Origin of the sequence: Tolypothrix sp. PCC 7601, assembly GCF_025677855.1 — a bacterium.
GTDB lineage: Bacteria > Cyanobacteriota > Cyanobacteriia > Cyanobacteriales > Nostocaceae > Aulosira > Aulosira diplosiphon.
Window position 1 is genome coordinate 950697 of sequence record NZ_CP064879.1, and the last position, 16468, is coordinate 967164.

General features: G+C 40.4%; 8 protein-coding genes and 1 pseudogene. 5 read left to right on the forward strand and 4 right to left on the reverse strand.

The window, feature by feature from the left end; all coding sequences use genetic code 11:
* The first annotated feature begins 119 nt into the window (after positions 1 to 119).
* The 3 genes and pseudogenes from HG267_RS03840 (at position 120) to HG267_RS03850 (ending at position 7999) form a co-directional block, all read left to right on the forward strand.
* A complete protein-coding gene (locus tag HG267_RS03840; RefSeq protein WP_045870315.1) occupies positions 120 to 3707 on the forward strand; it encodes a hybrid sensor histidine kinase/response regulator in 3588 nt (1195 codons plus the stop codon).
* A 625-nt stretch (positions 3708 to 4332) separates the two neighbouring features.
* A pseudogene (locus tag HG267_RS03845) lies at positions 4333 to 4431 on the forward strand (transposase); the annotation flags it as partial.
* A gap of 208 nt (positions 4432 to 4639) precedes the next feature.
* Positions 4640 to 7999, forward strand: coding sequence for a response regulator (locus HG267_RS03850; RefSeq protein WP_155539222.1), 3360 nt, complete (start codon positions 4640 to 4642; stop codon positions 7997 to 7999).
* A gap of 13 nt (positions 8000 to 8012) precedes the next feature.
* Here the strand turns inward: HG267_RS03850 and HG267_RS03855 are convergent, their stop codons facing one another.
* The 4 genes from HG267_RS03855 to HG267_RS03870 form a co-directional block, all read right to left on the reverse strand.
* Complete coding sequence (locus tag HG267_RS03855; protein WP_096621586.1) at positions 8013 to 8894, reverse strand: ABC transporter permease; 882 nt, start codon at positions 8892 to 8894, stop codon at positions 8013 to 8015.
* A 42-nt stretch (positions 8895 to 8936) separates the two neighbouring features.
* Positions 8937 to 10022, reverse strand: a complete 1086-nt coding sequence (locus tag HG267_RS03860) for a PotD/PotF family extracellular solute-binding protein (protein WP_045870527.1) — start codon at positions 10020 to 10022, stop codon at positions 8937 to 8939.
* Between the two features lie 24 nt (positions 10023 to 10046).
* Positions 10047 to 10427 carry a four helix bundle protein gene (locus tag HG267_RS03865; protein ID WP_045870317.1) on the reverse strand — a complete coding sequence of 127 codons (381 nt, stop codon included), beginning with the start codon at positions 10425 to 10427 and terminating at the stop codon, positions 10047 to 10049.
* A gap of 71 nt (positions 10428 to 10498) precedes the next feature.
* Entirely contained in the window at positions 10499 to 11626 is a 1128-nt protein-coding gene (locus HG267_RS03870) for an ABC transporter ATP-binding protein (protein WP_045870318.1), read from the reverse strand.
* Positions 11627 to 11837: 211 nt separating this feature from the next.
* On the opposite strand from HG267_RS03870, the gene mrdA (HG267_RS03875) reads away from it, so the two are divergent.
* Positions 11838 to 13676, forward strand: coding sequence for a penicillin-binding protein 2 (gene mrdA, locus HG267_RS03875; protein ID WP_045870319.1), 1839 nt, complete (start codon positions 11838 to 11840; stop codon positions 13674 to 13676).
* Between the two features lie 169 nt (positions 13677 to 13845).
* Positions 13846 to 15663: a penicillin-binding protein 2 gene (gene mrdA, locus HG267_RS03880; protein WP_045870320.1), complete on the forward strand. Its 1818-nt coding sequence runs from the start codon at positions 13846 to 13848 to the stop codon at positions 15661 to 15663.
* The last annotated feature ends 805 nt before the right edge of the window (positions 15664 to 16468 follow it).

A 16468-nucleotide genomic window follows, 5' to 3' on the forward strand; every position in this document is an offset into this window, starting at 1 on the left:
GGGGACTAGGGATTGGGGACTGGGTAAGGGGTAATGGGAAATGGGGAATAGGGACAAACACCAAAACCCAAACACCAACCCCTAAACCCCAAATACCAAACAGTAAATAATTTAAATATATGACTACAGATAATGATATTCGCGAACAAGGATACATCTATTTTTTAGCTGAAGCTCCAGAGTTATTACAAATTATTGAACAAGAAATATATACATTATCTGAGAATTTTAGTACAGCTAAAGTCCATGAATTAATGCGGGCAACTCATACAATTAAAGGGGGTGCTGCTAATGTAGGGCTAGAAGGAATTCAAACTATTGCCCACTCTTTAGAAGATGTATTTAATGCTTTATATAACCCAAATGTTATTCTTGATTCTCAATTACAAACACTGATATTGCAAGCCTATGAATGTTTAAATTTAGCACTTACCGCAGAACTAACAGGTTGTGATATCAATACTGAGGAACTGCTACAGCGAGCAGCTTCTGTATTTGTACATCTACAAGAAAAATTAGGCGATGCTTTCGGTGGTGAAGCACATATTCCCACTTCAGCAGAACTAGGATTTGATATTGTGCAATCTATCTTTGAAGTAGGAGTACAACAACGCATAGAAAGTATTACAGAAGCTTTAAATAGCAATATTGATATTACAGAAATTGCTAATTTGCTGCGAGAGCAAGCAGAGATATTTATTGGTTTAGCAGAATCTTTAAACTTACCTGGTTTTGGCGCGATCGCTCAAACGATTCTGGCAGCACTGACAGCTAAACCGGAGCAAGCATATCACATTGCTGAAGCTGCTCTTGCTAATTTACAGCAGGCACAAGCAGCTGTATTAGCTGGCGATCGCACTTCTGGGGGAGAACCTAGTTTAGCTTTACAAAGTTTAGCTAATATAGCCACAAATGAGTCAAATACAGTTACAAATATACCTATTTCAACTAAAGATTTACAAACTCAAATTAAGCAGTTATATAAATTTTTAATTACATCTGGTAATCTCAAAAATCAACCGCTAACTCCAGCACAAGCTAAGTTTTATATTCAAGTTATTCGCTATATTTTTGGCTGGTTTAATCATTATCGACAAATTCCTCAAGAAGACTTGAGTTTGTCTTTGCTAGTAGCACCTGCAGATGAAGAATTACTTACTTATATTGAACATTGGTTAAGTCAATTTTTAGATTTTATCCAAGAGGCAGAAGATAGCCAAAGTCTTCAACTTTATCGCCAAGGTGTGATATTCACAATTATTCTCGCTGTCGTCAGATTTTATGATTCAGAACAGCAAGTGAATGGTGATAAATCTATAGTTTCCACATTACAACAGCAAATTGGTAAATTAGCTCAAGTATATAAAAAATATCCTCCGGTCACCAATCAAGAAAAAAATTGGCTGGATAGTCCTAAGCTACAACAACTATTAGTCTTTAAAGAAATAGCTTCTCCGACGACAGAGGCTGATAATTTACTTGAAAAAATTTGGGGAGGAGAAGTTAGTTTAAATTCAACTTATGAAATTGTAGAGACTTCAGAAAGCCCAGAAATTACCCAAACTGTACCTGAAACAGTCATAATTACTTCCTTAGCTGTACAGGAACCAATAGTTTCAGATATGACAACTGCCACTGTTGATATTCATCAAGAAATAGAAGATAAAATTTCTGCTAATGTCCAAAAGAATTCACGTCAACATTCTTTTGTGCGAGTAGATACAGATGGATTACAACGCCTTAATTACTTAGCTGGAGAACTATTAATTAAGCAAAAACAGCGGATGTTACAAGATGAACAAGTTAGAGAAATTATTGACCAGTTAGTACAGAGACTAAATAAACAGCAAAGCATCTTAGGTCAACTAGGTGATTTACCATTACAGATGCAAACTGCTGTATTACAGCATCAACAAAATTTTGCACCTGTGAAATTTGATGCTTTAGAAATGGATGTCTATACAGAATTTCAGATGACATTGCATGAGGCTATGGAAGAAGCTCTGCAATTACAAGAAATTACTGAATCTTTAGATTTATTACTGACACAAGCTAATCAACTGAGCGAGAAAAAGCAGAGATTAACGCTGAATATTATCGATAACTTAGTGGAAGCCAGGATGTCACCGTTAGGCAATATCATGAATCGATTCCCGCAAATGGTAAAAAAAATGGGGAATGTTTATGCCAAACTGGTAGACTTTAAACTAAGCGGTACTGATGTACTAGTAGATAAGGCGATCGCAGAAAAACTCTACGATCCACTATTACATTTAGTACGTAATGCATTCGATCACGGTATTGAAACGCCACAAGTTCGCCAATCTCTTGGTAAACCAGAACAAGCTGTCATCGAAATTTCTGCATATCATCAAGGTAGCCAAACTGTAATTGAAGTTAGGGATGATGGTCAAGGTATAAATTTAGAAAAAATTCGCCAAAAAGCTATTGAAGTAAATCTATTAGCTGATGTTTATAACCCGACTGAATCAGAAATTCTCGATTTGATGTTTGCACCAGGATTTTCTACCGCCGAACAGGTAAATGAAATTTCTGGCAGAGGTATGGGTTTAGATATTGTGCGATTGCAATTACACGCACTTAATGGCTCAATCTCGGTGAAATCATTTCCTAACCAAGGCACAAAATTTATACTTAAAGTTCCTTTTTCTATGACTACAGATAAATTAATGCTGGTGCAAGCAGATGGTATTTTCTATGCCTTACTGTTAGATAACCTCGAAAAAATCTTAATTCCTTCAGAGCAACAAATTAAAGAATTTGATGGCAGAAAAGTACTGTATTACAACACAGACCAAGAGCAGCGTATGGTTAGCATCAGCCGCATTTCTGAGTTGATGTATTATCACGGGCCATTACTGAATAATGTTAATCTGAACAATACCCAAACTGCTTATGATACAGGGATTACTCAAGAACCTGTGTTATTACTGCGGCACAATCAAGAAATGTTTGGCTTAGAAGTTGACCAAATTATCGGCGAACAAGAGCTAGTAATTAGACCTTTAGGAAATGCGATCGCTCCCCCAAAATATATTTATGGTTGTAGTAGTTTAGCTAATGGTACTCTCATCTTAGTCATCGATCCAACGCTGCTTTTAGAGTCTGATGAAATGCAAGCAACCCTAGAAAGTAGTACTCCATCACCTACTTATTTGGCAAATAAAGCAGCTTTAAGTCTATCAAGCGTTAATACTAACTCTACACCTTTATTAGCCGCTTCTCCTGTCAGCAATACAACACCAACCCAAGTCAACCAACTTACATTAGTTAATCCCAAGTCATCGGCTGTGCTTTTAGTAGTTGATGATGCTATTAGTTTGCGACAAACTATTTCTTTAACATTACAAAAATCTGGTTATCAAATATTACAAGCACAAAATGGTGTGGAAGCGCTAGAACAATTACAAAGACATCCAGAAATAAAAGTAGTAATTTCTGATTTAGAAATGCCTCGCATGAATGGTTTTGAGCTTTTATCGAATATCCGTCAAAGCCCAAATTTCTCAGATTTACCTATAGTAATTCTAACTTCGCGTAGTGCAGAGAAACATCGCCAACTTGCTCAAGCTTTAGGGGCAACAGCTTACTTAACTAAGCCATATTTAGAAGAAACTTTGATTTCGATTGTGGAAGATGTAAGTAACAAAAGCCAGGATAAATCTAATAAGTTAATGATGAGGTAAGTAATATATAGCAATCCGATTTACAGCACTTTTGAAGTAAGTGAGGTACATCATGAGTAATGAGTAATGAGTAATGAGTAATGAGTAATGAGTAATGAGTAATGAGTAATGAGTAATGAGTAATGAGTAGGACATTTACCAATACTGCTCGGTTAAAAATTTTCAACTCGGAATTTGGTTTGGGGAAAAGGTGAAAGGTTAAGGGGTAAAGGTTTTTTCTTGCCCCTTTTCCCCTTAACCGACAAGTATTGGGACATTTACTTATTACTCACTACTTATTACTCATGACTTTTTTCAATTAGTTGCTGTACCTCATAAACATCGAATCTGCTGTAATTTCTGAAAAAATCTTAGTACTATGTAGTGGCGTGGCAAGGCTAAAATAATGCATGGAAAAAACTCTTGTGGGAAGGGTGTCTCACCCTTCCAGGCGGGCAAGATGTTCACCCCACCAGAAAAGTTATTGTAATATTTTAGCTTTAGCACTCAAGTTGTTGCTCAGATCCCTGACTTTTTGAAAAAGTCGGGGATCTTAATCTCGCTCCAGCAATAGTAAAACTCAATTAAAGGATTGGATGGGTTAGGACAGAGTCTTAACCCATCCTACTATCAAAAATAAAAGCGCAAAGCTTTATGGAGTCATAGCTATTTTGCTATTTCTGTAGGAGGTGCGCCGCTAGAAGTCTTAAAAGAGTATATTAAAAATCAAGAAAAGTTGTCATAAAAGGACAAGGCTTGTATCCCATTATTTTCGGTCAATAACTGTTAAGTAATAAAAACCTATCGAGCATTTTGATAGATGATTAATCATATAACTTATTAATTTCTCCGTGAGGATAGTATTGATTTATGGCGGCAACCTTGGGTAAGTCAGGAAAATCTGGTTAGTTATTGGCGCTGCACTGTACTAGTATTTTTCAGGAGGAAGACAAGTGGTGTCCCAGGTGCCAGAGAGAGTTAATGGAGATTTTCTACCTCAGCCTGTAATTTCTGCCAGTTCAGAAGCAGGAATGGTATTTTATTTGGCTGATGGTAAGATTCAAGCTTGTAATGCTGCGGCTGAAAGAATTTTAGGATTGACTTTGGAGCAGATGCAGGGTAAATCTTCTGTTGAAAGTCTCTGTTCAGCTATTCACGAAGGCGGATCGCCCTTTGACAGCGTCAACCATCCAGTCAAAGTAGTATTGCAAACGGCTCAACCAGTTGTTGGAGTGGTGATGGGTATTTATCATCCTAATGGTGAGCTAATTTGGATTAAAATTGATGCCCAGCCGTTGTTTCAGGTAAATAATCCAAGTCCTTGGGCTGTAGTTACTACCTTTTCTGACATTACCTCACAGAAGCGCTCAGATAATCAACCAACTGCTGTATTAGCAATACCAGCAGAACAGGCACAGCATACTATTTTGATAGTGGAAGATTGTGCGGAAGACAGAGTAATTTATCAACGTTATCTGCGGCGAGACTCGGAACAAAATTACAAAATTTTAGAAGCAGAAACTGGAGAAGAAGCTTTAGAAATTTGCCAACGTTACCAGCCTGATGTAGTGTTGTTGGACTACCGACTGCCAGATTTTGAAGGCGTGGAATTTTTAGAAACTCTCAAACATCAAAGCAACGGTAACTCACCACCAGTAATTGTGGTGACTGGACAAGGTAACGAAGCGATCGCAGTCCAAATTCTCAAAGCAGGAGCTGAGGATTACCTGATTAAAGGCCGGATGACGGCGGATGATTTACAATTTACCGTGGGCTGCGCGATTAACAAAGCGCAGTTACGCATGAGGCTACAACAAAGCGAAGTCCGCCTGCATTTAGCGTTGGAAGCATCTCGCCAGGGAATTTGGGAGTGGAATATTCAGACGGGTAAAGTTGTTTGGTCTGAGCATTTAGAGCGTTTGTATAGTATGTCTCCCGGTAGTTTTGAGGGAACATATAATGCTTGGGAAAAACGCATCCATCCTGACGATCGCCATCCAGTAGTTGAAATCCTCAATCGTGCATTGGCTACGGGTAGTGACTATCAAGTAGAATACCGGATACTAATGCCCGATGGTCGTGTGCGGTGGTTGGGTTGTTGGGGCCGAGTTTTTTATCAAGAAAATGGTCAACCTGTACAAATAGCGGGAACGGCGCAAGATATTAGCGATCGCAAACAGGTAGAGGTGGAACGTCAGCAGCAGTTTGAGCGAGAACGCTTAGTTGCCCAAATTACCCAGCAAATTCATCAATCCCTCAATTTGGATGAGATTCTGCACACCACAGCACATCTCACTAGACAAGTACTCGACTGCGATCGCGTGCTGATTTTCCGCATCAATGCAGACTCATCAGGAACAGTGGTATCAGAATCAGTTGGTGCTGAGTGGACGGCAATTCTGGCATCAACAATTACCGATCCCTGCTTTGATAGCAGCTATACCAATCTCTACCAGCAAGGGCGAGTGCTGGCGATCGCAGATATTTATACCGCAGGTTTTCAAGAATGCCATATCGAACTACTAGCTCAGTTTCAAGTAAGAGCCAATTTGGTGGTGCCGATTTTGCAAGGAGATCATTTATGGGGATTGCTAATTGCCCATCACTGCGCTGCACCTCACCCTTGGCAAACATCCGAGATAGAATTACTCCAGCAATTAGCCAGGCAAGTGGCGATCGCGATTCAGCAAGCAGTTTTGTATCAACAAGCACAAACAGAACTCGCTGACCGCAGAAAGGCAGAATTAGCATTGCGGCAAAGCGAAGAACGCTATCGCTATTTGGCAGAATTAATCCCGCAATTGGTATGGACAGCTAATGGCGAGGGAACGTTACTTGATGTTAATCAACGCTGGTCAAATTTCACAGGTTTGACACTGGCACAAGCAAAAATTTACGGCTGGGAAGGTATCGTTCATCCTGACGATATAGCGATTTTGGGTGAACAATGGGCGCTGGCGCAACAATATGGCAGTCATTATCAAGCAGAAGGTAGGATTCGGCGCTTTGATGGCGTATATTGCTGGCATTTACACCAAGCTGTACCTCTGAAAAATGAAAGCGACCAAGTAATTAAATGGTTTGGAACAGCGACAGATATTGACGATCAAAAACAACTGGAACAAGAACGCGCCAAAGCACTTGCTCACGAGAAATTAGCCAGGGAAGAAGCCGAACGCGCCAACCGCATTAAAGATGAATTTTTAGCGGTATTGTCCCATGAATTGCGATCGCCCCTGAATCCGATTTTGGGCTGGGTACAATTGCTGCAAGGACGCAAAATGGATGAAGCGAGGACAGCGCAAGCTTTAGCGACAATCGAGCGCAATGCGAAATTGCAAGCCCAACTGATTGAAGATTTACTCGATATTTCCCGAATTATGCGGGGTAAGCTGACGCTCAAGGCGGCTCCTGTAAGTTTAGTTTTTGTGATTACCGCCGCCTTAGAAACTGTGCGCCTAGCGGCTGAGGCCAAATCCATTCACATGGTAGTCAGTTTAGATCCAGAGGTGAGCAAAGTTTCTGGTGATGCAGCGCGATTACAGCAAGCAGTGTGGAATCTGCTTTCTAACGCCGTCAAATTTACACCCATTGGCGGACGAGTGGAAGTTAAACTCACACAAGTAAATTTCCAAGCGCAAATTCAAGTGATTGACACAGGTAAAGGTATTAATCCAGAGTTTTTGCCCCATGTATTCGAGTATTTTCGCCAAGAAGATGGTTCCACCACCCGTCAGTTTGGCGGATTGGGGTTAGGATTAGCGATCGCCCGACAAATTGTAGAACTGCATGGCGGTACAATTTGGGCAGATAGCTCCGGTGAAGGCAAAGGTGCTTGCTTTATCATTCAGCTACCATTGCTCCAAGAGGAAAACAGCAATGAGCAAATACAACCATCTCATGGTTTACCCCTCCCCCAGCTACCCCTCGCTGGCATTCGTACCTTAGTTGTGGATGATAATGCAGATACGCGAGAGTTGCTAGCGTTTCTCCTACAAGAAAACGGTGCCATTGTCAGAGCAATAGCTTCAGCAACCGATGCTTGGCAAGAATTAGAGCAATTTCAACCAGATATTCTTCTCAGCGATATTGGAATGCCTGAGATAGACGGTTATACGCTTATCCGCCATATTCGCAATTTGCAAGCCAAACAACAAAAGCCACCAATTCCAGCCATTGCTTTAACAGCCTATGCCAGCGAAAGCGATAAAGAGGAGGCGATAAAAGCTGGATTTCAGCGCCATATTGCCAAGCCAATCGATTCCAAGAGTGTAATTGCGATCGTACTGGAGTTATTGCGAGAGAGAAATTAATTTTTAATTGAGATTACCTCTGGGGTGTCGCTTCACCAAACTTAATTAAAAGTGCGATCGCAATACTCACCAGCAAAATTAATGTCATACTCAAAGCGGAACCAAAGCCCCAATTTTGGGTAGCGCCGAGAAACTGGTTATAAACTAATCTTGCTGCTGTCATACTAGAAGCACCACCTAGTAATTCTGGGTTAATAAAATCTCCTAATCCGGTGATGAAAACTAACATTGAACCTGCAGTAATTCCCGGCAAAATTTGTGGTACTGTAACTTTCCAAAATACCTGCCTAGGATTTGCTCCTAAATCTGCGGCTGCTTCTAGTAAGCGGATATCTAATTTTTCCAAAGAAGCATATAAAATTAACACCATATAAGGCAATAAACTATAACTCATTCCTACCAATACAGCAGGAATTTGGTTAAGTACGTCTAAAGCTGGTAAATGAAATATTTTTAATAAACTATTTAATAAACCCGTAGGACGCAGAATTGTAATCCAAGCGTAGGAACGGAGTAAAGAAGAAGTCCACAAAGGTAAAATAAAGGTTAATAATAAGAGATTGCGCCAGCGTTTTGGGGCAAGTTGAGCAATCCAATAAGCTACTGGCAAGCTAAATATTAAACAAATAATTGTTGTACTAGCCGCCAAAATTACTGAACGGATAATTACATGCAAATAAAGAGGGTCGAGTATTCTCAGATAGTTTTGCAAACCACTAGGATTGACTAAATCTCCTGGTCGGATATTCGGTACTAAACTCAACTCCAAAATTATTAATGTTGGTAATACTAATAACAGGATTAACCAAATACCAGATGGTGCCAACAATATAAACGGTTGGAGCCAACTAAAATTTAGATGACGCACTTTTAGTTTTTTTTGCTCAGACAGCATTTGATTAGACACAATAGATATCGAAGTAAAAATTCCAAACTTTTAACTACTAGTTAACTGAGTCCAGTAACGCTCATAAACTTCTTCAAAGTCTCCTAAAGGCGTAATGCGTTCACATTTTTCTAAAATTGACTCTGGTGGGAATAAAGTATTATTTTGTTGTTGTTTTGCAGGTAACTGCTCAAATCCGGCACTATTAGGAGTAGAAATATTCAAATGTTGGCTCATTTGGGCAGCTACCTCTGGCTGTAAAATAAAATTAATCCAAGCATAGGCACCATCTTGATTAGGAGCGACTTGAGGAATTACAATTGTATCAGTCCATAAGGAAGAACCACTGCGAGGAATTACATATTTCAACTTGGGGTTTTCTTTAGTGACTCGCAGTGCATCTGCTGAGTAACACATTGCTAATACCAAATCTCCTGCGAGAATTTGATTTTGCCAAGCTTCAGTGTCAAAGGCAGTAATTGCAGGTTTTAGGACTTTCAATTTTTCATAAGCTTGTTTAATTTGATTTTCATCTTTAGAATTGTAGGAATAGCCTAGCATCCGCAAAACCGCACCCATCACCTCACGCACATCATTCAGCAAGGTCATGCGTTTTTGCAATTTATCTTGATTTTGCCAAAGATAATCCCAATCTTGTGGTTCATCTTTAATAATTTCGGAATTATAAACTAAGCCAGTTGTCCCCCAATTAAAAGGAATACTGTAGCGATTATTTTGGTCATAGCTAGGATTTTGAAAACGCGGGAATAAATTTTCTAAGCCAATTAAGCGTTGATGATCTATTTCTATTAATAAGCCTTTTTTTACCATCTTTTGTACCATGTAATCAGATGGATAGATAATACTGTAAGCACCACCTCCTCCCGCTTGCAATTTAGCTAACATAACATCATTAGAATCATAAAAGTCAGCTAATACTTTCATGCCAGTTTGGGAGCTAAAAGTTTTGAGTAATTGGCTATCAGTATATTGCGTCCAAGTATAAAGATATAATTGGTCACGTTGAGCAGAAGTTTTCGCATTAGCGCGGACATCAGCTAACCGCCAGCCACATCCAGTTAAAGATAAGCTAGAAAATGCTGCTATTGATTGGAGAAATTTGCGTCTGTTTATCATTGGGGGTTTGTCATTTGTCATTTGTCATTGGTCATTTGTTTTTGGGATATTGCCAATTGAGTTGAGATAGGAGTTTAGTTTTGGGGCTAATTCATTCAGAATTATTTGAATGGAATTTATCTGTTCGCTACTTAAGAGATTTCGCATATAAGCTCTTCTTAACCAATGTTGGGTTTCATTTAAAGAGCCTCTAGCTATCTTGATAAAACGTTTATTGTCTTGAAAACTGCCTCTCCCTGAACCTTCTGCTATATTTGCTCCAATACTATCTGCTGAACGGACAATTTGTTTACCAATTGTCTCTTTGTCGAATAAATCCCATTCACCAACTATTTTCCAGATGTCATCTGCTAATTTTTCTGATAATTGATAAACCTGTAAATCTTGGAAACGCTTTGCTGTCATTTCTCAAATTTCAATTTATTGAGATTAATTGCTATGTCATCAGCCAAGAATAAATGACAAATGACCAATAACTATTCTCTAATAGCTAAACAATCACTTTCTTCCCACCAAGCATATATAGGTGTATTGGGATCGGGTAAGCTACCAAAGGTATTGGGTTGTAAAACATTGATAGTAATACCGTTAATTAATTCCACAACATAATTAACGTGAGTACCTAAATACATGACGTTGATTAGTCGCCCTTCAAAGCAGTTATGGGGTAAATTTGGTGGATAAAGTGATAACTGAATTTTTTCGGGACGCACACAAACGACTACTGTTTGCGATATTTCAGTCAGCGTTTCTTCACGGCGAGCGACAACAATTGTTAGCCCAGTTTTAGTTTCAATTTGGAGATTAGTAGCATCAAAAGCCGCAATTTCACCACTGAATAAATTAGTATCCCCAATGAAATCAGCCACAAAAGTTGTGCGAGGAAATTCATAAATTTGGCTGGGAGTACCAACTTGCTCTATTTTCCCTTGATTGATCACCGCAATGCGATCGCTCAACGAAAGCGCTTCCTCTTGGTCGTGGGTGACCATGATAAAGGTCAACTGCAGTTCTTGGTGTAAATTTAATAACTCAACCTGCATTTCCTTACGCAGCTTTAAATCTAATGCGCCTAGGGGTTCATCTAGCAACACCACGGATGGACGGTTGACTAAAGCCCTGGCTAAAGCTACTCTTTGCTGTTGACCACCCGAAAGTTGATTAGGAAAGCGCGATCGCAAACTTTCCATTTTCACTAGTTTTAAAGCTTCTTTGACTCGATGATCGATGTCTGACTTGCGGAGTTTTTTCAATCGCAGTCCAAAGGCAATGTTATCCCACACATTCAGGTGATTGAACAATGCGTAACTTTGAAATACCGTATTGACAGGTCGGCGGTAAGGCGGGACATTAGTCATAGGCTGACCCTGAATCAGTACCTTACCGGCATCCGCTGTTTCAAACCCAGCAATCAAACGTAATATAGTTGTTTTTCCACAACCAGAAGGCCCAAGGATACTAAAAAATTCCCCTTGTCTGACTTCCAAATCTACGCCATTGACTGCTGGTTCCTGGTGAAAAAACTTGAATACATTACGCAGCTCAACATCAAGCGGCTGCAAAGCCATCATTTCCCTCTGATTCTGCGTCACAGTTTGAGCCATAATCCTTAGTAAAATGCCATGATCTTACGCAATTGTGCCCAATAATGTAGTCTTTTAACCAAACTACCCCTGGCACTTTGGTTTAATTGTATCCGTGAAAAACAATTGTTCTGGAAGATAATTTCCTAACTATTTGGCGTTTTATACTGAGTCCCAGCCTTTAGGGTTGTGTATACAAGTAATACTAATTTCTTAATCTTAATTTTTTCTTATGGATTTTATCCCATCGGCTCTACCAGGTAGCAAAAAAGATACACGGACAGTTGGCCGTGGTTTTCAATCAGTATTTTTAATTATATTTACGCTGATTATGACTGCTGGGATTGATGCTCGGTTAGCATATTTGCAAATTGTCGAAGGGCCAAAACTGCGACAGCGAGCAGAATCTAACCGCATTCGTATGATTCCTAAACAACCGGAACGGGGGAATATTTTCGACCGTAATGGTAAATTGTTGGCTAGTACGCGCTATCCCCATTCTGTGTATTTGTGGCCAATGGCTCATACCAAGCCTTCATGGCCGATTGTCGCGCCCAGATTGGAAAAAATTCTCAACACTAGCCAGGATGAGATGGAAAAGAAGCTCAAACTGGCAGGTGCTAATTCTTCTTCGCTCGTCCGTATTGCTCGTGATATTAGCGAAGCAGAAATTACGGCTTTGAAAGAGTATGCTAATGAACTACCCGGGGTAGAAATTAATACAGAAGCGGTGCGTTATTACCCAGAGGGACTAGCATTAGCCCATGTGCTGGGTTATACCAGAGAATTAACTCCCGAACAGCTAGAAAAGAGGAAGCAGGAAGGCTATCGTTTGGGAGATGTGATTGGGCAAATGGGGGTCGAAAAAGCCTACGAAAAAATTCTCCGGGGTGAATGGGGTGGTCAGCAGGTAGAAGTAGATGGTGCTGGTCGTCCGATTCGGGTTTTAGGAGAAAAACAAGCGAAGGCGGGTAACGATTTACATTTGACCATAGATATCAATTTGCAAAAAGCCGCAGACCAAGCTTTAGGCAAATATCAAGGTGCTGTTGTTGCCATAGACCCTAATAATGGTGCGGTCTTAGCAATGGCTTCTCATCCCACCTTTGACCCCAATATTTTCTCCAAACAAAAACTGTCTCAAAAAGATTGGGAAAGTGTCCAAGGTAAAGATCATCCCTTAGTGAATCGTGCCTTGAGTGCTTTTCCGCCAGCCAGTACCTTCAAAATTATTACCGCCTCAGCTGGTTTAGAAACAGGTAAGTTTTCACCAGATACCGTATTACAAACCTTTGGTTCCTTAACTGTAGGAGGAGTAACCTTCGGAGAATGGAATCACGCCGGATTTGGCCCCTTGGGATTTCCTCGCGCTCTGGCTATGAGTAGTGATACCTTCTTTTATCAAGTTGGCAGAAGAGTTGGCGGCCCGGATTTGATTGCATGGAGTCGCAAATATGGCTTTGGTCAAAAAACTGGAATTGAATTTCCTGATGAAGAATCTAAAGGTTTAGTACCTGATGAAAAATGGAAGCAGAAAGCGTGGAAAATGCCTTGGACTGTAGGTGACACCATCAATATGTCAATTGGTCAAGGTGCTTTGCAGGTGACACCACTACAATCAGCAATTATGTTTTCTGTCCCAGCTAATGGCGGATATCGCGTGAAGCCGCATTTGCTCAAAGACCACGAGGAAGCAAAAAGCTGGCGGGTGTCATTAAATATGAAACCCAGCACCATCAAAGTACTACGTGACGGCTTGCGGAAGGTAGTAAGTGAAGGTACAGGGAAACGCTTAGACGTGCCGACAATTGCCCCTGCATCAGGAAAAAGTGGTACAGCCGAAGCAGGTGTTGGTCGCCCAAATCACACTTGGTTTGGAGCCTATGCACCCAGCGATAAGCCAGAAATTGTGGTAGTAGGCTTTGGTGAAAACTCTGGCGATCATGGTGGTACTGTTTGCGGCCCTATGGCTTTACAAGTGCTAGAAGCCTATTTTCAGCATAAGTATCCTGGCAAATATCAAAAACCAGTGTCTGAAGGCAATCACAATGGCGGTAGCACTGGCGACTAAATTATTTGGGCATGTGGCATTGGAGAGATGAGGGAGAAATCAACAATATCAATTACCAATTACCAATTACCCATTCCCCCCTATCCCTAAAATCTTATAAAATACTGAACTTTAAAGCAGCATAATTGTATAGATAATAAATATTAATTTTGCAGTACTCATTCGTCCTATGGCATTATTGCAACCAAGTCCACTGGGAAATGGCAAAAATACACGTACAGTCGGTCAAAACTTTCAACCCACATTTCTAATTATTTTTACGCTCTTGATGACAAGTTTCATAGGTGTGCGTTTGGCGTACTTGCAAATTGTTGAGGGAGCAAATCACCGCAAACGAGCTGAATCAAACCGGATTCGGATGATTCCTAAACAGCCAGAACGGGGTAATATCTTCGACCGTAACGGCAAACTCTTAGCTAGTACTCGCTATTCTCGTTCTGTATATTTGTGGCCAATGGCTCACACTAAACCTTCCTGGCCAGTTGTGGGTGCACGTCTATCTCAAATTTTGGAAATTCCTGTAGCAGATCTAGAAAAACAACTACAAGATGCGGGTAGAAACTCTTCCTCGCTGATCAGAATTGCCCGTGATTTAAGCGAAGCAGAAATTACCGCATTGAAGGAATATCAGAATGAACTATCAGAGGTAGAAATACATCTGGATGCGGTACGTTATTACCCAGAGGGTAAGGATGTGGCTCATGTGCTGGGCTATACTCGCGAATTGACAGCCGAACAGTTAAAAGACAAGAAAAAAGAAGGCTATCAATTAGGCGACGTAATTGGGCAAATGGGAGTCGAAAAAGCTTATGAGAAGATACTTAGAGGCGAATGGGGTGGTCAGCAGATAGAAGTAGATGGTGCTGGTCGTCCACTACGGGTTTTGGGAGAAAAACAGGCAAAAGCTGGTAAAGATTTGCACTTAACTATCGATTTGGCAATGCAAAAAACAGCAGAAAAAGCTTTAGGTAATCGCAATGGTGCGATCGTAGCCCTCGATCCTAAAAATGGTGCTGTTTTAGCAATGGTGTCTCACCCTACTTTCGATCCCAATATTTTTTCTAAACAAAAAGTCTCCCAAAAAGACTGGGAAACTTTGCAGGGTGCAGAACATCCCCTAGTCAATCGCGCCCTCAGCGCCTTTCCCCCTGCCAGTACCTTCAAAATTGTCACGACAACTGCGGGTTTGGAATCTGGTAAATTTTCTGCAAATACCGTGCTTCAAACCTATGGTTCCTTGACTATTGGCGGCACTACCTTTGGTGAATGGAATCACGCCGGATTCGGGCCTTTGGGTTTTGTCGGTGCAATGCAGTGGAGTAGTGATACCTTCTTTTATCAAATTGGTAAAGCAGTTGGCGGCCCGACTTTGATTGAGTGGACTCGTAAATATGGATTTGGCGAAAAAACTGGGTTTGAGTTTGCTTCCGAAGAAACTAAAGGTTTAGTTCCCGATGAGACATGGAAGCAGAAAGTCTGGAAAATGCCTTGGACTGTAGGTGACAGCATCAATATGTCCATTGGTCAAGGTGCTTTACAAACGACACCTCTGCAAGTGGCAGTGATGTTTGCTGTACCTGCTAATGGTGGCGATCGCGTCCAACCTCATTTACTCAAGGACAATGAGGAAGCAAAAACCTGGCGTTCATCGTTAAATATGAAGTCAGAAACTATTAAAATACTCCGCGAAAGTTTGCGGAAAGTGATATCTGACGGTACGGGTAAAGCTTTAAATAAACCAACACTTCCCCCTGTAGCTGGTAAGAGTGGTACAGCCGAAGCCTGGAAACGTGGTGTCAAACAAAATCACGCTTGGTTTGGTGCTTATGCCCCAGCCGATAAGCCAGAGTTATTAATAGTAGCCTTTGCTGAACATTCCGGTGGCGGTGGCGGTAGCGTTGCTGCCCCAATGATTGTAGAAATTATGGAAGAATATTTCCACCGGAAGTATCCGGGGAAGTATCAAAAAGTAGTAACTAAAATGTGAATAGGGGATTGGGTAATTGGTAATAGGGAAAACACCAAACCCCAAATACCAAATAGCTACAGTCGTTAAGATATGTGATCATGGTTTATGTCTTTAACATACTCCCCATTCTTTAATTGCGGAAATTCTAGACTCAAACAGCGTTTAACTGACTTCCTACTTCTGTTCGCAGTAGGTTTCCTAAAGAACTATTCAGGCGATCGCACCCTTCATGTATCAGTGCGTAAACACATTCCCGGAGCCTGATCGCAAGCTAGCTTGCTGTTATCGTTATCAGGGATGTTATCTAAGGACAAAGATAATAACTTATATATATTGACATTTTTGCTCTTGTATGAATACATGGATTTAATGCACATACAATAAAAATTGTCAATTATTTTTTTAAGAGCTATAAAAAGTTAGTAATAGCTCGATTAAAGACTTGGTAAATACAACTCTTATTTATTGCTCTATACCAAGTTACGAACATTTATATATTTACCCTTTGTTTATCCGTTGAGATACTGAGAGCAAGTATTCAAATTCTTGGTTCACAAAAATATTGTTTAGCAAAGTTTGTCTGATAAATACTCAACCAAAGATTATCTATGATGTTTCCACCGCAAATACAATTCATCTAAACCTATAGGCGGGTTTCTAAAAACATCCTCTAAAAATTACAGGCTGGCTATTGAAACCTATCTGTTAACAATACGGCTCTCTTAACCTTAATTGGGGTTCACAAATTTTCAGTTAATTTTTACCAGTCAGGGTCAGCTATTTTTGGGTTGCTACAAGGTCTATTACACAAAGCTATAACAAC

What these genes read in the sequence shown, in the direction of transcription:
- HG267_RS03840 (WP_045870315.1), top strand. Translation starts at nt 120, where the DNA reads ATGACTACAGATAATGATATTCGCGAACAAGGATACATCTATTTTTTA.
- HG267_RS03860 (WP_045870527.1), bottom strand. Translation starts at nt 10,022, where the DNA reads ATGATAAACAGACGCAAATTTCTCCAATCAATAGCAGCATTTTCTAGC.
- HG267_RS03865 (WP_045870317.1), bottom strand. Translation starts at nt 10,427, where the DNA reads ATGACAGCAAAGCGTTTCCAAGATTTACAGGTTTATCAATTATCAGAA.
- mrdA (WP_045870320.1), top strand. Translation starts at nt 13,846, where the DNA reads ATGGCATTATTGCAACCAAGTCCACTGGGAAATGGCAAAAATACACGT.
- HG267_RS03855 (WP_096621586.1), bottom strand. Translation starts at nt 8,894, where the DNA reads ATGCTGTCTGAGCAAAAAAAACTAAAAGTGCGTCATCTAAATTTTAGT.
- HG267_RS03870 (WP_045870318.1), bottom strand. Translation starts at nt 11,626, where the DNA reads ATGGCTCAAACTGTGACGCAGAATCAGAGGGAAATGATGGCTTTGCAG.
- mrdA (WP_045870319.1), top strand. Translation starts at nt 11,838, where the DNA reads ATGGATTTTATCCCATCGGCTCTACCAGGTAGCAAAAAAGATACACGG.